We start from the raw sequence: 18,989 nt of genomic DNA, 5'->3' as shown, positions 1-18,989 counted from the left end.
ACCCGCCCCCACGCCCTCCCTTCGATCACCGCACTCACACCCACGGAGAAATCTCATGCCCAAGATCACCACTGCAAGGGTCCTGCTGACCCTCACCTCACTGGTCACCACGGCCGGTGCCTACATCGCGGACTGGAACGAGACCCACATCTACAACCCCGACTGGCCGCCGCACGCCAAGTTCCACAATGCCCAGACCATGAGCATGGGCGCCGCACTCGGCCTGATCGGCCTGTACCTGCTGTGGGTGCACCGGGGCGCCTGGACGCGCTCCCTGGTCCAGGTCATCGTCGTGACCGAGTCGCTCTACTGGATCACCCAGCTGTCGGCGATCCTCTACCCCGGCACCGCCCTCGTCGACGGCGACCGGGTTCCGCCCATCCAGCCGGCCCTCGCCACAACCATGCTGGCCCTCAACGCACTCGCGTACTTCCTCGAGCACCGACGGTTGGAGCACCACATCGCCCAGGACTAGTCCGGGCGGTCTTGACTGGAGTGGTGTCGTCGAAAGGGTTCGCCGGGTTGGGGCGGCACGGCGACGTCCTCGCGCATCACGCGTCGGCCTTGCCCGCGGGGCCCGTTTCGGCACTGCGACGGGTCCAGAGGGTGAGGTCGCTGCTGGTGGCGACCGCCAGGGTCAGTCCGGACGGTGAGAAGCCGACAGCCCGCAGTTCCGAGTAGTGGGAGTCGAAGATGTGCCACCAGCGCTCGCCGTGTGGTCCGCGGTGGGGCATTCCTCCGTCTGTGGAGAGCAGGACCCGGTGGTGAGGCCATTCCGGGCTGACGACTTCCAGGCTCCAGCCGTCGTACGTGGTGGTGTGGAGGCCGCCTCCGAAGAGTCCGGCGATGCGCACACGGGTCCCAGCGATCGGTCCGAGTCCGGGGCACGAGAGGTCAGGGACTGCGTCCGGGGTGCTGTCGTCGGGATCAGGGTCGCGGTCCCTGGCTATCTTCTCTCCGGTGAGGGTGTCGAAGAGCCCGTGCCCGCCGCCCGAGACCACCATGACCAGGTCGTGGCCGTTGCCGGGGGCGATGGCGAAGCCGATGCCGAGCAAGCCGCCTATGGGGTTTCGGCGGCTCAGGACCGGGCGCCAGGGAGCAGGCGGAGGAGTCTCGGGGACGGAGAGGAACCGTTCACGCAATTGCTGCTGGTACTCCGAGATCAAGGTGTTCCCTCACGTTCAGTCAGTCAGGCAGGCGGTTAGACGGTTGGCCAGTCAGTCAGTCAGGCGGTTGGCCAGGCAGGCAGGTCGTCGGCCGGCTCGAGGCAGTGCCGAGCTTCAGCTTCAGGCCGGACAGACCCGCTCAACAAATTCATCCCCCGGGCTCCGATGCAGCGCGAGCGAACGGCTCGCGCAGCACTTCCAGTTGGAGGACCGCCCGCCGCCACCATCGGGCACTGCCGACTCCACCCGCGGCCAGTCCACGATCAGCGCCTCTCTCCACACACCCATCACGCCAGCGTAGGACGGCGTCAAGACACGGCAAGAAGAGATGGAGCCCATGCCCTGGCCGTCGTATCCATGGCGAGCGAGACAGGTGACAGCGCCGCCTCAGTCAGCCTGGCGGGCGAAGTCCTGGGGCGCGGCGTCGAGAACAGTGTCGAGGAGCGCGCGGGACGTATTCAGCGCCTCGATCTCGCGGGTCATGCGCTCCCGTTCGCCCCTCAGCTTCCCGACGAGGTCGGGGCAGGCGGGTGCGAGACGGCTGCCGTCGTCGCGGATGCAGGGGAGGACCTGGGCGATGACGGTGGTCGACAGCCCGGCCATCAGGAGACTGCGGATGCGGCGCACGGTCTCCAGGTCCGCCTCGCTGTACTCGCGGTAGCCGCTGGAAAGGCGCTCGGGAGCGAGCAGGCCCTGCTTCTCGTAGTAGCGCAAGGAGCGTTCGTGCACGCCGGCACGCCGGGCCATTTCCTTGATCCGCACCGGAACTCTCTCCCCCTGGCTCAACGCCTTGACTCTGACACCCATGTCAGAGTTTAGCGTCCTGGACATGGCTTCTGAACAGGCATTTCTCCAGGCACACCGCTATCAGCTCGACGTAGACGTACGGGGCGACGGACCCGCGCTGCTCCTCGCGCACGGTGCCGGCGGCGGCATCGAGGGCAACTTCGGTCTCGTTCTCGATGATCTGGGGCGGGACCACACGACGATCGGTCCGTCCTATCCGGGCGTGGGCCGTACGCCCCTCCCGGACGCGCCGCTCGACCTCGACGCGCTCGCCGACGCCGTCGTGGCCTCCGCCGTCGACCGCGGGCACGAGCGGTTCGCCGTGATCGGCGAATCGCTGGGCAGCGCAGTGGCGGTCCGGGCCGCGACCCGGCACCCCGAACGCGTCACGGCCCTCGTGCTCACCGCCGGATTCGCGGCCCCCGACCCCGTGCTCGGGGGTGCGGGGCATCTCCTCGCCGCCCTCGGGAAGGCGGGCGAGTGGCGGGGCGTGGCCCGGCTTGCGCTGCTCTCCTGCCTCTCGGAGCGCCAGCTCACGGCGATGTCCCCAGCGGACGTCGAAGCGGCTGTCGACGGCGTGGTGGCCGCGATACCCGCCGGGACGCTGGCCCACTTCGAGCTGATCATGCGCCTCGACGTCCGCGACGACCTCGGCCACGTACGCGTACCCACCCTTGTGGCGGTGCCGACCGGCGACCGGCTGGTGCTGCCCGACAGTCAGCGTCGACTCGCCGCGGGCATCCCCGGAGCCACGATGGTCGAGATCCCCGGTGGCGGGCACGTCCTGGACGAGGCGGACCGGGCGGTGTGGCTGGGACATGTACGGCGGTTCCTCGCCGAGGCGGGCGTGTGACACCCGGCCGCCGGTATCGACGTCCGCATGCTCGCCACGTTCGCCGTCGTCGCAACCCAGTCGCCACCGAGTCGTTGTCGGTCGGTCGGTCGGTCGGTCGGTCGGGCGGGCGGGCGCAGGGGCGGGCCGGGGGCGGGGGGCCGCTGCCGTGAACCTGGCCCGGCGGGCTGCTCCTTACAGACAGGATCCAGTCGCAGGATCCAGTCGTCCGATGGTCACCAGATGTCCGGGGTCGGAATTGCCCGGCTGAAGTCGCCGGCCCGCAGCGCATCGGTGGGTATCGACCAGTGCATCCAGCCGCCGTCGCCACCGAGATACCACTCGCCCTGTCCGGACAGCTGGAGCAGGTGGTGGTAGGCGGTCGGGTCTTCGCCCCACGGCACCATCGGCGAACTCCCCGTGGGGAACTTCGGCCATCCAAAGGCGATGTCCTCGGAGGCGAGCGCGCCCGGCCGCTTCGGCCCGTCGGTGAGCAGCTCCTCCACGTGCTGACCGGGCATGGCCCTGGCCATATGGTCGGCCTCGGGTCCCAGGTCCAGGGCGCGCCAGGCCGGATCCCAGGTGTCGGGGAAGTCGAACCCTGGCGTGGCTGCCCAGGGGACCGGGTCGAAGACGCTGGAGCGAGCGGGTGGGTTCGTCTCGACGGCGTGTGCGGAACGGGCTGCGACCACCTTCCCCACTTGCGGGGCGAAGGAGTCGTACTTGAGCGCCAGCTCGAAGGAGGCGGGATCGCACTGCTCGGAGTCGGTGTCCAGGTAGAAGAAGTTGAGCAGGCCCGTCCCCGCCGGGAGGACGTCGCCGAGCCAAGGAGCCAAGGCATCGATGTCGAGGACAGCGATCAGGCTCAGCGGAAAGCCGTCGCACATCGGCCAGGGCGTGTCCGGTTCGAGCATCGCCCGGCCGCCGAACCGGCTGTGGCCGGCGGCTTCGCCGGGACCGGCCTCGGCGAGTGCGAAACCGGGTCGCGCGAGGCGGACCAAGCCGGCGGCGAGGTCTGTGCCAAGTCGATCGGCACAGAAGTCACGGAGGGCGGAGCGGGTGGTCTCTGGATCCATACAGGCAGTTAAACACCCGCCTCTGACAGTCGGGTCCGGACAAACTGTGGCCACAGCTTCCCCACCAGTTCGGCCGCGCGGGCCTCGGTTTCGGGCAGGCGGGCGTCGAGACACGGCCGTAGGTACACCCGCAGCGCGCCGTCTCCTCCAGCGGCCGCCCCAGGTGCTTGGCCGCGCTGGCATCCGGCGGCGATTGACGACCACACGCGGCTGGAACCGGAGCGAGCCCCGCCAGTCGGACCAGCGGGGCTTGCGAGCCGTCAGTTCATCAGCATGAGGCGGGTGTTCGGCACCAGCTTCCGGTTCACGCTGGTGCTCTGCACAAAGATCGTGAAGTCGTCGTTGTGGTCCGGCTTGACGCGAACTTCCATGTCCGGCAGGCCGAGCAGCGCTCGGGCCTCCGGCCCCGTGTACACCCGGTCCGTCTTCTTCTCCAGGACCGCGATCTGCTTCTGCGCCTGGACCTTCTCCGACTTGCTCAGCTGGTAGAACGCACAACCGGTACGGAAGGTGTGCCCGCATTCGACGACCCATTCCCGGATCTTCGCTTCGCGGGTCACCGGGATCAGCTGGTACTCGGACGGCTTCACCGGGGTGAGACCGGCCGCCTTGATGGTGTCCTTGTTGACAGCCTCAGCACCCGTAGAGAACACCGCCCGTGAACCCCGAATGCCCTGGGAACGGCCCACCATGAATTTCTCGGTCGCCTGCTGGATGACCTGCCCGGCCTCCTCCAGACCCTGAGTGCTCGTGGCGTCCCAGATGGCGATGTTGTCCTTCGGGAAGCCGCACTGCATGGCCTCACGCTTGCCCATCTGGTCCGGCACCAGGACGGCCAGCGTCCAGTTGTCCTGCTGTGTTTCGATCATCTCGGCCACGGCCTGCACCAGTTCACGCGGATCCTTGGCAGGGGCATCCGGGCAGCGATGGCTCGCGTTCTCCTGCCCGTCAGTGAGCACGAACGTCAGGAAGCTGTGGTCGCCGTAAAGTTGAGCCGTCTGCGCCAGCTCCCGCTGCGACTTCAGCGTGGCCGCCAGCAGAGCCGTCATTCCACCTACTTGGTACAGCTGCTTCAGGGACGGCATGCGCAGCACGTCCTTGTCGTAGATGACGCACTCCACCTTGTTCGCGAAGACGTATACCGTCACGCGGGTTTCCTGGTCCAGCTCCTCCGATCGGCGGGCCAGATAGGCGATCTGCTGGTCGGCGACCTCGACGACCTTGTGGCTCAGCTGCGACATGGACGAACTGGCATCCAGCACAAGAGCAACGTGATTGATGTAGTTCTGGGTACCGGACATGACTGCTCCCCCTTGTTCCGACTCGATGCATCGATCCTCCCACCCACCACTGACAATCGATCTTGAAGCGCAGGTCGGACGCGGGCACACGCCCCGATGTCCGCTCGGCCGGCCACAGCCAGTTCCGCGTTCACACCGGCATCGGACTATGAACGAAACGGGGAGGCGCCGAGCTTCCTGGGCAAGGTCGGGGTGGTGGTGCGCGGCACGTCGGGCAGCGTGGCCCGCTGGGTGTGCGCCACGAGGTCGGTGATGTGGAGACGCCCGACTTGCGGACCAGGCTCACGGGAAGCGGCCCAGCTCCAGGCAGCAGCCGTCCTCGACGATCAGCCGCTTGCGCCGGGCCGCTTCCCCGTTCTTGTCACAGACCACGAGAGGTGGGAGGCCTCCAGCAGCAGCCTGTCCGCCTGTCCGTCAGTCCGGCCGTCCGCCTGCGCGGCAGTCAGGCGTAGGGGTTGCAGACCAGGTAGCCGTCGACGCGGCTGAGCCGGTCCGACTCGGGGTCGGGCGGGAGCGCGTGGCCGAGGTCGTCGGTCCGGACCTCGCTGATCCACTGGTCGTGCTGGTACTCATGGTTGATGAGTGCGGTCAGCAGGTGGGTTGCGACGATGGACAGCTGGGTGGGGGCGCCGACACGTCCGGCGGCGATGTCGCCGATACGGACGTGGACCCGCTCGGCGACCGTGTCGCGGAACGCGGTGAGCCGCTCAACCGTGGGAAGCGCGCCGCGGAACCTCTCCGGATTCGCGGAGTCCATCACGGCGTCCAGCTCCGGGTCGGGGCTGGGCTCGGCCGCGGTGAGGTTGCGGATCATGAAATGGGCGACATGGGCCTGGTGGCCGAGGTGCCAGCCGATTGCGCTGGAGTCCTCGTGTGGGCGCCAGATGACCTCATCGGGGGTGAGGTCCCTCCACAGGTCGTCGGTGTAGGCGCGGGCGCGGTCGTACTCGCGTAGCAGCGTGGGGAGGTCGTGCATGACTTCGCCTTTCGGTGTGGGGAAGGGAGGGGGAGGCGGCGTGGCTCCTGGCTCGATCAGGTGCGGGCAGTCTCCTCCGCCAGGCGGGGCAGAGCGGTCAGGACGCCCGGCAGAGTGAGTCCGGCGATGGTGACCACGGCGGGCTCAAGGCGGGGCGGGAGTCGTGCTCGCTCGGCGTCGTCGTCGGCCTCAACGCCTGTGGCCGCGACTTGCTCGGCCGTATCCACCCGCAGCGTGATCACGATAGCCATGGCGATGCCTCATTCGACGCCTCGTTCGACCGACAGGAAGTGACGGGAGCGGTGGTACCGCAACGTGCTGCCAAGTTAGGCACCTCATGCGGGGCTCGGTAGGGGATCTTGTCGAATCGGCGCCAGGGCATGAGGATCGCGTATCGCCGGCGGGCTGCCGCGGAGGTTCGGTTGCCGCGCCGACGAGGGAGCATCCGGGCGGCCGACCGTCACGCTCACGGCGCCTGCGCGCATGGGCACGGCGTCGCCCGGCCGTACAGGTTGTCCGGTTCGGCACTACCCGCCGTGCGTTTTGGCTACGGTGCCAACCACGGCCGCGGAGAAGGCACCCGCGGCTGAAACAGGGGAGGCCCATGCTGAGCGAGACGGACATCCTGCAAGCCGTACGACAGCACATCGCCGAACGCGGGGAAGCACCGAAGATGGGCCTGCCGGCTTCCGGTGAGATCACCTGGCACTCGCTCCTGGAGGGAAAGATCGTGCGGTCCATAGAGACCCGCACCGAGGACAAGCGGCTTCACCGCGGCCGTATCGACCTCTCGGGCCGCCCGCGATACGACAGGCTGGATCGCCACCCCCTCGCCCCACCGCAGGACCCTGCCGTCGCGACGACACTGCAGCTGGTGCAACGCGGCTCGGTCAAGGACGACCCCTGCCCGTGCGGCAACGGGAGGGTGACCTGCTCGCGCTGCCAGGGGCGAGGGGACCTGCCCTGCGCAGCGACCACCACCTGCGGCGACTGCCGCGGCATCGACGCCTGCTTACGCTGCGACGGCACAGGCCAACGAACCCGGAAGGCTCCCGAAGAAGCCCGGCAGGCAGCGGACGAGCGCGTCACGTGCAAAAAGTGTGGGGCGTTCGACGCCGCATGCTCCACCTGCCGAGGCCGCGGACACGTCACCTGCTCGACCTGCCGGGGCAGGGGCACCCGAGAGTGTCCCGACTGCGACGGCGCAGGAACCGAGTCCCACAAGCGATGCGCGGGCACCGGCCACACCGTGACGTGGACCGAAGGCACTATCAGCCGGCAGCCACGGACCGAGGAGGTCAAGTGGCCCGAGTCCGGCCTGCCGTACATGGCGCGTCAGCACGCACGCGAGTACGGCAACTGGCACAGGACGTTCCTCACCCACGACGACTCCGTCCCCGACGACCTGGAGGGCGAGTTCAAGGCTCTCCTCAAGCCTCGCCTCAAGCCGCGTGACGGCGAGATCGCACGAGAGGCCGACCTGCGGTACCTGCCGCTGGCCCGGGTGGTCGTGCCCGAGCATCGGCACCGGATCTACTACGTCTACCCCGGCAAGTCCGCACCGCAGGTCGTCATCCTGCCCTCGCCACAAAGGACGTGGCAGATCGTCGGGGCAGTCCTGGGAGTCTTGGTGGTGCTCTACCTACTGTCGCGATTGCTGTCGTAGAGCCGCGCTCCCGAAGGGACTTCGTCGAGCAGTGGTGAGGCCATTCGTCGATGGTGTTCATTGCCATCGACGAATGACCGATGCCAGCCGCGGCCCTCTCCTGAAGGGTCTTTCCTGCTGCGATGTGGGAAACCCCGAACCCGCCCTCACCGATCCGGATCTGCACGTGGTGATGTGCTGTGCGATGTGCACCATTACCTGTACGCGGTGCTGAGCTGCACTGTTAAAAGGGGAGTCGAACCCCCGCGTTGCTCTTCACGCGCCAGGAGTGGGCTGGAAAACCGCCGGCCCTCGGTGTGTGCACGCCTCCGAAACGGCTACCTGCTCCACATCGTCCTCGTCTGCTGGGACGGCTCAGTCCAGCAGATCGACCTCCCAGTTCGTACGCTGGATCCGAACGTCGATCTCACGGATCTCCCGTGCGAGGTCGTCTGCCTGCCCGCGCAGTTCGGCGACCGAGAGGGCGGAGAGCATCATCAGCTCGGACCGAAGTTGGCGCCCGTATCCCCGCTCGCCCTTACCCGCTGCCGCATCCGCCGCCGCGGTGATAACCGAGTGCCGCGTCCGCAGCACATCCCGGCGTGCGAGCGCGTCGGTGAGTGTGCCGTCCGGGCCCATCTCCACAGTTGCATTCGTCCGGTTGATCCGCCGGATCAGCGTTTCAAGGGTATCCAGCACCTCGCCGGCTTCGGCCAGCAACTGGGTTGCGTCCTCGGCGGGCGTCTCGCCTTCCTGGTACCGCGCACTACCGACGATGCGCGCTCGCAACTGCTCCACACGACGCGTCGCCTCCGCACGTTCCGCCAGTGCCTCAGCAAGCTTCACTGTCTCCACCTCCCGTCCTTCAGAGTTCGCACGAGTATAAGGACGCAAACGGCCTCCTACGCACCTGGTTTTCGCTCCACCGAAGCCTGGACCGGACCGCCGCCAGGTGGGGGGAGAGGTGCCGCAGACCCGTGGGTGGGCTCTGCGGAATCGTCGATGGCTACTCGACTGCCTCGGTGCGAAGCAGGTCGATCTCACCGTGTGCGTTCAGTCGGCGCTCTACTTCCGAGGTGACGTAGCCGACGAAGATGAGCGTCGGATACTGGGGGAATTCCGGGACGGAGAGGATGCCTTCGTCGTCCGCGAAGTTCGACTCAATCGTGATCTCAAGATTGGAATCCCGATGTGAGAAGTACTCTCCTCCTTTGAAGGAGCTTTCGCGTGCTGTAAATTCCACCTCCAGGGTGTTGGATATAAGCTTTTCAGCTTCGCTGAGATTTTTCTCGCGAAGGCCGTACACGTTGAAGTGGATCGGCATTCAGTGACCGGCTCTCTTTTGTATGGCAGGGGGTGTGTGCGCCCGAAGGTGTACGAGGTTTCGGCCTGCCGTGAGCAAACTGGCGAGCGCGAGGGTGATGGCGCTGTCGGCGGAGGCGTCGCCTTGGGAGCGTCACGCCGGATCCAGACTCCCGCGAGATGCCGCGCCGCAAACGCCCCTCGCCGTCGTGGCGGCCGGCGTCGTCGCATCACGCCGCCTTGCAGCGTTCCTTTATCCGCGCTCCTTCGCGTCCCTTCGCGTCACTCCGCGTCTATACGCGTCCTGGACGCCTCTCCCCCCGAGCCCAGACGGACTCGACCCCGTGCCACGGTGACGGTCCGCCCTGGGTCCGGATGAGGTTTTCCTGCAAGGGGTCGAGGGAGCGACGGGCCGCGTTGACGAACCTCACGTGCGCCTCGCACAGTTCGGTGTGGATCGGCCGGAGCTCTTCCAGATCCGTCGGCTGACGGCCATGGAACAGGATGGTGAACTCCTCGATGACGTCGCAGATCTGGTTGACCGCCGTCATGGCATCCTGGCTTGCCACCAGGGAGATCGACTGCAGAGAGGCGTTGAACGGCTCCCAGTCGACGGCGGGCACACGTCTGTCGACGAATGCCTCGCGGAGCTCCATCTCCACAGCGCCGAAGGCCTGGAGGAACTTCTCGTACGCGGCCGTCCGCGACTCCTGGAGCCACTGGCGGTTCTGGCCGCGCCGTCCCACGACACCGCCCGCGACGACACCCACGAGCGTGGCGGCGATGCCTCCCACGGTAGATATCAAAAGTCCCCATGGGACAGCCACCGTACGTCTCCCTCCGGCCTTCTCGGCTCAGACTTGGTAATGGCCACCAGCAAGATTGCCGATCGCAGTGGGCTCGAACTCGGCCAGCTCCTCCGGCGTCGGCCGCTCGAACCACCTGAGGGCGTCCGCGAGCCGTTCCTCCGTGATGTGGAATGTCCCCGGCGGTAGAGCCGCATTGCGTTCGGAAAGCCGCCTTCGTAGCTCGCCCAGCGACGGGTCGAGCACGCACAGCACCACCTGTGCCCCCAGGGCCTGGGCTTCCGTCCGGTAGCGGTCGCGCTCCTCCCGGGTCCACAGCCCCCAGTCGAGCACCACGTTCCCGCCGGTCTGCAGAACGCGTACGGCAACGCGCCACTGCACCCGCTCGACGGGGTCCCGCAGGGCGTCGAGCGCATCGCCGGCGAGCGCCGGATGGAGATCGTGCAGCCACTCGTCAGCCGTCAGTCGAAGCGCCGACCACTCCTGCTCAAGGCGCCTGGCCAGGGTGGTCTTGCCGGCCCCGGGGAGTCCGCAGGTGAGGAAGAGAGTCGACACGGCTGTCACCCTAACCACGCCGAGCGCCGACGGCGAAGGAAAATCCGTCTGCCTGATCGGTTCATCGCCCCGGCCGCCTAAAGACCGACGGAGCCCCGCTGTGGCACGGCGACGAGCTGAGCAGTCGGCCCTTGCCTCCAGATCTTGGACGCTCAAGACAACGAGCCTTGCCGACCTGACTCATGGCAGAGGGCGCAACGCCCCATTCGCACCGCCTGATTGGTCGCGCAAAACGGACGCGGAAAGCAATCGCCAGACCAGGTGGGGGCCACGTGGGGACCAAGTGGGGACCAAGTGCGGCGGAAGGCAGGCAGCCTCACGCGACGGGCGCCCGCCGGACGTCGTACGGATCCCATTCAAGCCGCCAGAACGCTTCGAGGCCGTGCTCGGTGACGAACTGTCGCTCGGCTTCGTGGATCGGGTAAAGCCCCTGGATGTTAATGGTGTCGTGGCCTTCATGGCCCCGGGGGCCGACGTCGATACCGACATAGTCCTCGCGGTCGAGCACGGAAGGAGCGAAGACGCAGAACGCCGTCATGTCGGACTCCGCCGCAACAGGTTCGCCGAAGTCGATGATGTTGCCGTAACTGAACGGGCAGGATCCCCGCAGGCCCTCGGCGAGGAAGCCCGCAGCGTGGGCCCAGGCGGTCTCCGTCGAGCGGACGCTCAGACAGAGTTCGGGTGTGCCATCCCGCCATTCCGGATGCTCGGCCAACGACAAACCGTAGGTGAGCGCGGTGAGCAGGTCTTCCGGCATGCCTTGGTAGACCACGGTCGTCACTCCGGGCAGTCCCGGCTTGGTCGACTCCACCGGGAAGAAAAGGGGCTCGACGCCGCCTGAGAGGTGATCAAGATGAGCGAGGTACTTCTCCACACGACTGGCCACACCCATAGCCTGCACGACCGCTGTCCTTCCCTGACGAGCAGGGCACCTGTACGCCTGCCGCGGCCCGTGCGTAACGGACCGAAGTGGCGGACGGAGATGGCGATCGGAGGTGGCGGACGACGGCGAGGTGCTGGCGCGGCAGGACACCTTGCGTGTGGGGGGAAGCAGTTCGTCGCTCGCCGCACCTGGTGGCGGCGATGCCTCAGGCGCATCTGCGTGGCCCGGCGGTCCCGCGCCGCTGGGCCACGCGCGGGTCAGGCGAGGCCGATCTGCTGGTAGAAGGTCAGGTTGTCCCAGAAGAGGAACTCCTCCTCCATCACTCCGTACTTGTTCCAGATGCCGACCGTGGCCATGTTGATGGAGAACTTCTTGCCCGTCGGCTGGATGAAGCCGCCCTTTCCGTCCGGCATGGGACGCGTGAAAGAGCCTTGCATGACGCCGGTCACCGAGGTCAGGTTGTCCTTGGCGATGCGGATCGGGTGCTCGGTGATGCGCGTGTCCGGCGCCCAGACGAACTGGCTCTTCATGTCGGAGATATGCCGGTCGATGCCGTCCGTGTAATGACCGTCGGGCCAGTGGACGCGGATGTTCTGTGCGTGGCTCTCAGCGAGCCGGTCCCACTTCTGACCGGAGTAGACGACGAAGTCCAGCTCGTCGAAGACCTCAAGGTGCTTGCGCTCCGTATCGGTCAGGTGGGCCGGCCAAAGCGACTCGGCCTCCGGGGTCGAGGCCGGGTCGCCGAGCAGTTCCCGGTTGCCCGTGGCTGCGGCTGCCAGGTTGGTTCCGCTGGTTACCGCGGTGATGGCGAGGACGCCCAGGGCGGCGGCGCCTCCGCCTCGGAGGACGTTGCGGCGGTCGATCATGTCGATTCCTTGTCTACAAGATCACGCTGGGGAGAGGAAGGGGGATCCGCGGAAGGGTTATTGAACTTTCAACCACATGGAGATGCGTCGCCGGCGGTGGCGGTGGCGGTGGCGGTGGCGGGGGTGGGGGTGGGGTTGATGCGGGAACGGGGCTGGTCGGTCGCCCTGGCGGCCGCGCGGGGTTGCGGCCCGTAGGGGGCTTAGAAGGCGTAGGGACCAAGGCGGCCCCAAGCCACGATGGCGGCCAGGAGGATCAGTGCTGCATTGATCGGGATCGCCTTCGCTTCCTTCCGGCGCAGGTGTACGACGGCGGCGCCCAGCATGGTCACCGCGAGCCCGAGGGCGGCCCAGGCCGTCAGGGTCGGCGCGATGTCAAGCGCGGCCGGGAGGATCAGCCCCAAGGCGCCGAGTGCCTCGATGGCGCCGATCGCCCTGACCGACCTCGGGGAGAAGTCCTCGACCCAGGCCATGCCCGAGGTGGCGAGCTTCTCCTTCGGCTGGCTGACCTTCATCAGGCCGGCCGCGAGGAAGGCCAGGGCCAGGATGCTCGTGATGATCCACAAGGTGATGTTCACGGGGGGCTCCTTCGTGCAATTAGTTGAAGATTCAACTCAACCTTAGGTCGGTCAAACTTGAATCGTCAAGTGATATCTCTTGAACGTTCAAGCCATGGGGGTGGGAGTCTGGGTTGAGTGCTCAAGTTAAAGTGGGGGCATGAGCGCAGATGAGCCCCGCTGGCTGGACGACGACGAGCAAGCGGCGTGGCTGGCCCTGGTCGGCACCGCGGTGCGGCTTCCGGCCGCTTTGGACGTCCAGCTTCAGCGCGACGCGGGGATCAGCCACTTCGAGTACCAGATCCTGGCCGGGCTCTCCATGAGCCCGGAGCGCAAACTGCGGATGAGCACCCTGGCCGACTTCGTCGACGGCTCGCTCTCCCGGCTCTCCCATGCGGTCAAGCGCCTGGAGAAGGAGGGCTGGCTCTACCGCACGGCTGATCCGGCCGATGGCCGCTTCACCCTCGCGGTCCTCACCGACGAGGGCTGGGGCAAGGTCGTGGAATCTGCCCCCGGTCATGTCGCGGAGGTGCGCCGCCTGGTGTTCGATCCCCTCACCAAGGCCCAGCAGAAGCAACTGCGCGAGATCGGTCGCCGCATCAACCACGCCATCGGTCCCGACGGTCCCTGAGTCCCGGCGAGCGAGCTCGGCGGGCGCGGCGGGAGCGGGATGTTTACGAGGGTCGGCTCAGCATCGCGACAGTGACAGTGCGCGTTGACGCGCATGTTCGCCGCGATGGTTGCCTCGTGCGTGGAGCGCGAAGCGCGGAACGTGGTCCAGCCGGATTCACGGCTCCTACCTGCGGTTTCCCGCTGACGTGCCCAGCGTCGGACGCGGCGATGTCCTCTCTCTGAGGGGGCGTCGGTGCATCTGCCGGCAGATCTTGTGCGGGCGACGGACTTTCGTCGAGCGGATGGCGGGCCCCTCCCGGCGCAGGGCGGGGCCATGGGCGGGCGTCGGTGATGTGTGCTCTCGGTCGGCTCGGCGCGTGTGGAGGGACGTAGGGACCTTCAGCAAAGGGCCTTTAGTGCGTAAAGGGGTCTTCAGTCAGTGGTGTCGCCGGCGGTCGCGCCGCGCTCCAGGCCGGTGTGGCTGTCGTGGGGGAGAGGGGTGCGCCAGTCCGGTGAGCGGCCGAGTGCCGCCAGGATCTTCTCCAGGGTGCCGGTGTTGTCGTCGGCGGCCAGTCCCGGCCGAAAGGCACTGCCTGGGGCGAGCCGGGAGTCGTCGTCCGGGACGGCGCGGGCTATCGGCAGTGCGGCCTGGAGGAGTTCGGAGCCGGGTGCGTACGTGAGGCCCAGGGTGCGGGCGACGTCCCAGCTGTGCACCACGTAGTCGATGAGGTGGAAGCCGATCGCGCGGGCGGCGGGGAAGGTCTGGGCGAGGGTGAATTCGGGGAGCGCGAACTCGCGGTCGGGGCTCTCCAGGGTCGCGAACGCGGCGATGACGTGCTCGGCCGCGTCGACGTATGCCGTGACGGGATCGTCCCCGAGCGGTCGGACCGACCAGTACGACAGGTCCTGCCCGTGCCCGAGCGCCGCCGCCGCGAACCCGTGGTGCTGGGCCGTCATATGGGCGAGCAGATCCGACAGTGCCCACGCCGAGCAGGGCGTCGGCTTGAGGAGGTCGCCGGGGACCGTCCGGCGTATCAGGTTCACGCTGTCCCGGACCGCCTGGGCATGGAGACGCCTCAGGTGCGCGAAGTCCGCGTGCGGTGCGGACACGCCTTCGTGATTCATATGCATGCGCTTACGATCTGCGCGGGCACATGAATTGTCAACAGGTATTTTCTTGACCATGGCCGAGAACGCAGCCGACAGCGGCACCACATCCAAGGGGCGGCCGACCCGTCCCGATCTGGCGGCGATGATTGTGCCCCTGGGCCGTGCGCTCATGGCAGCGGAGCAGCCGATCCTCGACGCGCACGGTCTGACGATGTGGGCGTACTCGGTACTGCTGCACCTCGACGAGTCACCGATCCGTACGCAAGCGGCGCTGGCCGAGGCCATCCGGGCGGACAAGACCCGGATCATCCCCGTCCTCGACGACCTGGAGGCCCGGGAGCTGATTCACCGTCAGCCGGATCCCAAGGACCGGCGGGTTCGTCTGCTGTCGCTCACCGCCGCGGGCAGGCGGCTGCGGGACGCGGTACAGGCCGCGATCCAGCAAGGCGAGGAGCAACTGCTCACCCAACTGCCGGCCGCCGACCGAGCCGGCTTCCTGAAGGCGCTGCAGACACTGTCCGAGCTGCCGGAACTGACGTCGCGGAAGGCTGGGCGGGGCTCGCCGTAACCCTCGCCTGGACCCACCCCTGCCTCTGCCTCTGCCCCTACCCCGGGCCCTGACCAGAGAGACAGACAGGCGTGACGACCTCGTGTATGCGGGGCGGCTTCGGCCGTCAGGGAGTCGGAGGAGGATGGATGGATGGACGGACCGACCGACCGGCTGGCTGACCGCGGTGCTGATTTGGGAGGCCGTCTGCGGGGGGGGGAAGAGGGGGCGGGAGTCGTCGATGGGTTTGGGCTCAGTCGGGATTGCCGGTCAGCCTAGGTAGTTCGCCCGCCCTTCGTCGTCGAGTTCGAAGGGGCCGTCGGGGATGATGCAGAACTCGTTGCCCTCGGGGTCGGCCATCACCAGGAACCCGCCGTCGGCGTACTGCTCCAGCCGGTGCCCGCCGAGCGCCTCGACCCGCTGCTGCTCTGCGGCCGGATCGGGAGAGGCGATGTCGAAGTGCATGCGGTTCTTGCCGGACTTGGGTTCGGCGGTCCGCTGGAACCCCAGCCCCAGGCCGTTCTCGCGCCGCAGCCAGACGTACGGTCCCGTGCGGCCCACGACCGGCCGGCCGAGCAGCTCGGACCAGAACGCGGCAAGCCGCGCGGGGTCGGTGGCATCGACGATGAGGGCATTGATCCGCATAGGTGAGTCCGCCATGCCCCGATCCTCTCAGCCGACGGTACGGCCGAGCACGGTGCGGAACCGCTCGCGCCCCGCCTCGACACTCGCTTCCCACAGCCCAGCGGCGTCGCCGGACACCGAGAGGGCCTGGAGCCCATGCTCCTGCGCACGGAAGCCGGCGTCGACCACGTTCTGGTCCAGCATCCCCATCGCGGTGAGCGCCGCGTGGCCGCAGGACACCGCGTCGGCGGGGCTCCCGGAGCCGTTGGTCAGCAGGGCGTAACGCAGGACGAGGGCGGCGAAGAAGGCGTAGGTGCCGGCTACGTCGGTGACCTCCTCGTCGCGCGGCTGCAGCTCGCGGAACCGCTCCAGCGCACGTACGCGCTCCGCGGCGTCGGAGAGCGGGCGGTCGGCACACCAAAGGTCGCGTACGGACTCCGCGTAGAAATCCACGTCGGCATCCCGGCCCGCCGCGCCGACCCGCAGTCCCACAAACAGCGGTGCCATGCGTTCGGCGCAGGCGGCTACGTACAGACGGACCGTCGTTCCGTCCCCGCCGCGAAGCACCTCCGTGACGGCCTCGTCCACCAACGTCTCCACGGCTCTCCACCTCTCCTGTAAGCCGCCGGTACGGGCGACATGCTCGCAGGAGGCGAGCGCGATCCAGCGCCGGGGGCAAACTCGCATCGCAACAGGTCTGCGCAACGCTCCCAGCCGATGTCGAGACGTTGATCGAACGAATGGCACTGCGGCGCGCCGCGGATTCGGCCGAGGGCGCGTCCGGCGAGTCGTCATGTCCTGGTGCGCTTCGCCGTCTGGCACACGGACGAGCTCCTCCTCGGCGTCCGTGACGGGCGGCTGAGCCTGCGCACCCTGGGCGGAGAGAAGATGCCCGCTCCGAAGGTCGTATGCGTACGACAGGTACCCGGCTCGATGCACCACGACCGCGAAGTGACGCTCCTGCGCCACTTGGCACGCATGGGGAGCGTGCTCCTCAACTCGCTCGAATCGCAGATCACCTGCCGGAACAAGTTCTGGCAGCTGCAAGAACTGGCCGCGGCCGGCCTTCCGGTGCCCGCATCGCTCTCCTACGCCACGGCACCGCTGAACAGCGTCGTCCGCACCCCAGGCCTTGACGTGCCCTGCGTGGTCAAGCCCGTCAACGGCTACCTGGGCAGGCAGGTGTCCCTTGTCCCGGACCTCCCCGCGTTGCGTCAGGCGGCTGACGGCGCTGCCTCCGACATGCCCTGCTCTTCCAGGAGTACGTGGCCCCCTCACACGGACGCGACCTGCGCGTCGTCATCGTGGATGGTGAACCCGTCGCCGCCGCGGTCCGCACCGCGCGCGACGACGCCCTCGCCTCGAACCTCGCCCGAGGCGGCGCCGTCAGCCTCTGCCGAGGCCGCTATCCAGAGGCGCACCGGTGTGGCGCACCGGTGCGGCGTGCTGGTGTGGCGTGCCGGTTCGGACCACCCCCGGAGCCTGCCGGTGCTCTCGCCGCGGTGGGCGCTGCGGCGCGCCGACACGTGGGAGCGGGCGATACGAGAACCACGCGGCAGGCGACGTGCCTGTCCTATGGGGCGGCAGCACGGCCAATACGACGAGGACGAGTCGGATCGTGACTCATGCCGTGGACGGCGGAGGTGCCGCGACCGCTGGGTATTGAGCGGGGTGTGGGCGGTGACGCGGTGGTGATGGATCGGCCATCGCGCGTACCACCGAGGGCCCGTGCTGTGCTCAGCTCGCCTTGGCCCGCCCTGGGCCGCCGTCCCCGAGCACGCGCTCGACCTCGGCCTGGTCGGCTCCGTACTCGGCGAGCACGTCCGCCACCACGCCAGGGTGGGCGCCAAGCGCCAACAGGATGTGCTCGTCGCCGATGTGCCGGTCGCCGCGGGCCAGCGCGGCCTTCAAGGAGCGCTCCAGCACGGCTTTCGCCTCGGGGGTGAAGGGGCGATGTCCTGCGGGCCGCCAGCGCTTGGTCGCGCGGTCGGCGGCCAGGGCGCCGCGTCCGTGGGTGGCCTCGACACGGGCGACGACCTCGTCGACGTCGATACCGAAGCCGGCCAGCGCCTCGGCGTCCGCCCGAGAGATCCCGCCACGCTGCCGGGCCTCCCGCAGCGCTCCCGCCAGGGCCTCGCGGCGCCGATCCACGCCGAGCGAGGCCAGGGCGGAGGAGGCTGTGGTGCCCTCCGCGTCAAGCAGCGACAGCAGTAGATGCTCCTCGGTGACTGCTGTGGCCCCGGCCCGCCCGGAGTGGCTGATCGCGCCCTTGACCACGTCGCGTGCGCTCCTGGTGAACTTCTCGAACACGTCAATGCCTCCCGTACTTCTTGTGTACAGCCTGCCTGCTGACGCCCAGTTCGTTGGCGATCTCCTGCCACGACCAGCCTTGGTTCCGGGCACTTCTGACTTGTACGGACTCAAGCTGCTCCAGCAGTCGCCGCAACGCGGCCACGGCCCGCAGCCCGACCCGCGGGTCACGGTCCCCTGCTCGCTGGGCGAGATCGGTTGCCTCGGTCATGCTTGTCAACTTAAGTTGACGCGAGAGCCGTTGTCAACCGCGGTTGACGGGCGGGGTGGGGAGGAGTGCTCTGCCGGCCCCGCCCTGTCCGCGGGTACGCCGCGGCGACCTCGCCGCGGCAACAACCGGCGGTGCGGGCAGGGCCCTTCTGCTCTGTTCGGTCTGTTATCGCTGATTGCCCACTTCAAGACTGGTGAGAGGAACGGGCCGAAGGGACACGCACCGGCCGGCCCCTTTCCGCGTCAGGTAGACCGAGAAGTCGCCGCCCTGACGCCCGCAGCACTGCCTCTGCTCTGACCAACGCAGACAACTTCGCCGCCACTCTCGACTCGCGTCGTGACAAACACCTTTGTCGAGACAAGGCGCTTTACCGCGCGTGGCCGAGTTCGCCGTCGATAAGCTCCTCCTCACTCAACTCGACCATGAACTGATGACCTTCTGGGTCGGCCATCATCGTGGGCCGGGTATCGTCGACGGAGGTATCGAGAAGCACGGCCCCGAGGGAGACGAGCCGTGCGACCTCCTCGGCGAGCCTGCCGCAGAGTGCCCCGACGCTGAGGAACGGACCGCCGTCCGAAGCCGACTGAGATGCCGCCTGCGTGAAGTACAGAGCCTGCGGTTCATTCCCTTCCACCAACTGAAGGTGAAGGCCGTCACTGCCGTTAATCACCGGGCGGAGCAGCACCCCGCCCCAGAACCGGGCGAGTGCTGCAGGATCCTGGGCCGGGATGGTGAGGCGGCGTAAGTGAGTCGTCATCTACTGACGATAGCCGCGCAAGGGTGGTGACAGTGTTCTGCTGTGCCGTCCCGTTGGGCGGAGGCCTGTA

General features: G+C 68.0%; 25 protein-coding genes. 6 read left to right on the top strand and 19 right to left on the bottom strand.

What is annotated here, in order from left to right; genetic code table 11:
- The first annotated feature begins 55 nt into the window (after window positions 1-55).
- Window positions 56-475, top strand: a complete 420-nt coding sequence (locus ACFWZH_RS23935; RefSeq protein ID WP_384434695.1) for a DUF6640 family protein — start codon at window positions 56-58, stop codon at window positions 473-475.
- Window positions 476-551: 76 nt separating this feature from the next.
- Here ACFWZH_RS23935 and ACFWZH_RS23930 read toward each other — a convergent pair whose 3' ends face one another.
- Both ACFWZH_RS23930 and ACFWZH_RS23925 read right to left on the bottom strand, forming a co-directional pair.
- Window positions 552-1,166: a hypothetical protein gene (locus tag ACFWZH_RS23930; RefSeq protein WP_384434692.1), complete on the bottom strand. Its 615-nt coding sequence runs from the start codon at window positions 1,164-1,166 to the stop codon at window positions 552-554.
- Between the two features lie 387 nt (window positions 1,167-1,553).
- Window positions 1,554-1,928: a MerR family transcriptional regulator gene (locus ACFWZH_RS23925; RefSeq protein WP_384434689.1), complete on the bottom strand. Its 375-nt coding sequence runs from the start codon at window positions 1,926-1,928 to the stop codon at window positions 1,554-1,556.
- Between the two features lie 67 nt (window positions 1,929-1,995).
- On the opposite strand from ACFWZH_RS23925, the gene ACFWZH_RS23920 reads away from it, so the two are divergent.
- A complete protein-coding gene (locus tag ACFWZH_RS23920) occupies window positions 1,996-2,805 on the top strand; it encodes an alpha/beta fold hydrolase (RefSeq protein WP_384434686.1) in 810 nt (269 codons plus the stop codon).
- A gap of 215 nt (window positions 2,806-3,020) precedes the next feature.
- Here ACFWZH_RS23920 and ACFWZH_RS23915 read toward each other — a convergent pair whose 3' ends face one another.
- From ACFWZH_RS23915 to ACFWZH_RS23900, 4 genes are all read right to left on the bottom strand, one after another.
- Window positions 3,021-3,860, bottom strand: a complete 840-nt coding sequence (locus ACFWZH_RS23915; RefSeq protein WP_384434683.1) for a DUF1963 domain-containing protein — start codon at window positions 3,858-3,860, stop codon at window positions 3,021-3,023.
- A 260-nt stretch (window positions 3,861-4,120) separates the two neighbouring features.
- Entirely contained in the window at window positions 4,121-5,161 is a 1,041-nt protein-coding gene (locus ACFWZH_RS23910) for a vWA domain-containing protein (protein ID WP_384434680.1), read from the bottom strand.
- A gap of 442 nt (window positions 5,162-5,603) precedes the next feature.
- The gene (locus tag ACFWZH_RS23905; RefSeq protein WP_384434677.1) at window positions 5,604-6,137 is read right to left on the bottom strand and encodes a DinB family protein; all 534 of its coding nucleotides are present in this window, start codon (window positions 6,135-6,137) and stop codon (window positions 5,604-5,606) included.
- A gap of 56 nt (window positions 6,138-6,193) precedes the next feature.
- Window positions 6,194-6,388: a hypothetical protein gene (locus ACFWZH_RS23900; RefSeq protein WP_384434674.1), complete on the bottom strand. Its 195-nt coding sequence runs from the start codon at window positions 6,386-6,388 to the stop codon at window positions 6,194-6,196.
- A 998-nt stretch (window positions 6,389-7,386) separates the two neighbouring features.
- Here ACFWZH_RS23900 and ACFWZH_RS23895 point away from each other — a divergent pair.
- Window positions 7,387-7,803, top strand: a complete 417-nt coding sequence (locus ACFWZH_RS23895; RefSeq protein ID WP_384434671.1) for a hypothetical protein — start codon at window positions 7,387-7,389, stop codon at window positions 7,801-7,803.
- Between the two features lie 354 nt (window positions 7,804-8,157).
- Here ACFWZH_RS23895 and ACFWZH_RS23890 read toward each other — a convergent pair whose 3' ends face one another.
- From ACFWZH_RS23890 to ACFWZH_RS23860, 7 genes are all read right to left on the bottom strand, one after another.
- Complete coding sequence (locus ACFWZH_RS23890; RefSeq protein ID WP_384434944.1) at window positions 8,158-8,628, bottom strand: DIP1984 family protein; 471 nt, start codon at window positions 8,626-8,628, stop codon at window positions 8,158-8,160.
- Window positions 8,629-8,788: 160 nt separating this feature from the next.
- Entirely contained in the window at window positions 8,789-9,106 is a 318-nt protein-coding gene (locus ACFWZH_RS23885; RefSeq protein ID WP_384434668.1) for a hypothetical protein, read from the bottom strand.
- 271 nt (window positions 9,107-9,377) lie between these two features.
- Entirely contained in the window at window positions 9,378-9,878 is a 501-nt protein-coding gene (locus tag ACFWZH_RS23880; protein WP_384434665.1) for a hypothetical protein, read from the bottom strand.
- A 60-nt stretch (window positions 9,879-9,938) separates the two neighbouring features.
- Window positions 9,939-10,445, bottom strand: coding sequence for an AAA family ATPase (locus ACFWZH_RS23875; RefSeq protein WP_384434662.1), 507 nt, complete (start codon window positions 10,443-10,445; stop codon window positions 9,939-9,941).
- Between the two features lie 316 nt (window positions 10,446-10,761).
- Window positions 10,762-11,331 (bottom strand): suppressor of fused domain protein, encoded by a 570-nt coding sequence (locus ACFWZH_RS23870; protein ID WP_384434660.1) that lies wholly within the window; start codon window positions 11,329-11,331, stop codon window positions 10,762-10,764.
- 254 nt (window positions 11,332-11,585) lie between these two features.
- A complete protein-coding gene (locus ACFWZH_RS23865; RefSeq protein ID WP_384434657.1) occupies window positions 11,586-12,194 on the bottom strand; it encodes an ester cyclase in 609 nt (202 codons plus the stop codon).
- Between the two features lie 200 nt (window positions 12,195-12,394).
- Entirely contained in the window at window positions 12,395-12,769 is a 375-nt protein-coding gene (locus ACFWZH_RS23860) for a DoxX family protein (RefSeq protein WP_384434654.1), read from the bottom strand.
- 139 nt (window positions 12,770-12,908) lie between these two features.
- Between ACFWZH_RS23860 and ACFWZH_RS23855 the strand changes: the two genes are divergently transcribed.
- Window positions 12,909-13,379, top strand: a complete 471-nt coding sequence (locus tag ACFWZH_RS23855; protein ID WP_384434651.1) for a MarR family winged helix-turn-helix transcriptional regulator — start codon at window positions 12,909-12,911, stop codon at window positions 13,377-13,379.
- Window positions 13,380-13,792: 413 nt separating this feature from the next.
- On the opposite strand, the gene ACFWZH_RS23850 is transcribed toward ACFWZH_RS23855, so the two are convergent.
- Entirely contained in the window at window positions 13,793-14,491 is a 699-nt protein-coding gene (locus tag ACFWZH_RS23850) for a TIGR03086 family metal-binding protein (protein WP_384434648.1), read from the bottom strand.
- A gap of 52 nt (window positions 14,492-14,543) precedes the next feature.
- On the opposite strand from ACFWZH_RS23850, the gene ACFWZH_RS23845 reads away from it, so the two are divergent.
- Window positions 14,544-15,038, top strand: coding sequence for a MarR family winged helix-turn-helix transcriptional regulator (locus ACFWZH_RS23845; protein ID WP_384434645.1), 495 nt, complete (start codon window positions 14,544-14,546; stop codon window positions 15,036-15,038).
- Between the two features lie 249 nt (window positions 15,039-15,287).
- On the opposite strand, the gene ACFWZH_RS23840 is transcribed toward ACFWZH_RS23845, so the two are convergent.
- The gene (locus ACFWZH_RS23840; RefSeq protein WP_384434642.1) at window positions 15,288-15,677 is read right to left on the bottom strand and encodes a VOC family protein; all 390 of its coding nucleotides are present in this window, start codon (window positions 15,675-15,677) and stop codon (window positions 15,288-15,290) included.
- Window positions 15,678-15,689: 12 nt separating this feature from the next.
- On the bottom strand, window positions 15,690-16,241 hold the full coding sequence (locus tag ACFWZH_RS23835; RefSeq protein WP_384434639.1) for a hypothetical protein: 552 nt from the start codon (window positions 16,239-16,241) through the stop codon (window positions 15,690-15,692).
- A 665-nt stretch (window positions 16,242-16,906) separates the two neighbouring features.
- Here ACFWZH_RS23835 and ACFWZH_RS23830 point away from each other — a divergent pair.
- Entirely contained in the window at window positions 16,907-17,263 is a 357-nt protein-coding gene (locus tag ACFWZH_RS23830; protein ID WP_384434636.1) for a hypothetical protein, read from the top strand.
- Between the two features lie 115 nt (window positions 17,264-17,378).
- Here ACFWZH_RS23830 and ACFWZH_RS23825 read toward each other — a convergent pair whose 3' ends face one another.
- The 3 genes from ACFWZH_RS23825 to ACFWZH_RS23815 form a co-directional block, all read right to left on the bottom strand.
- Window positions 17,379-17,951, bottom strand: a complete 573-nt coding sequence (locus ACFWZH_RS23825; protein WP_384434633.1) for a Clp protease N-terminal domain-containing protein — start codon at window positions 17,949-17,951, stop codon at window positions 17,379-17,381.
- Window position 17,952: 1 nt separating this feature from the next.
- Window positions 17,953-18,162 carry a helix-turn-helix domain-containing protein gene (locus tag ACFWZH_RS23820; RefSeq protein WP_384434630.1) on the bottom strand — a complete coding sequence of 70 codons (210 nt, stop codon included), beginning with the start codon at window positions 18,160-18,162 and terminating at the stop codon, window positions 17,953-17,955.
- Window positions 18,163-18,529: 367 nt separating this feature from the next.
- Window positions 18,530-18,919: a VOC family protein gene (locus ACFWZH_RS23815; RefSeq protein ID WP_384434627.1), complete on the bottom strand. Its 390-nt coding sequence runs from the start codon at window positions 18,917-18,919 to the stop codon at window positions 18,530-18,532.
- Between the last annotated feature and the right edge of the window lie 70 nt (window positions 18,920-18,989).

This window comes from Streptomyces sp. NPDC059008, assembly GCF_042749045.1.
Lineage (GTDB): Bacteria > Actinomycetota > Actinomycetes > Streptomycetales > Streptomycetaceae > Streptomyces.
The sequence above is the reverse complement of the archived record's forward strand: the minus strand, read 5'-3'. Positions and strand labels throughout refer to the sequence as shown.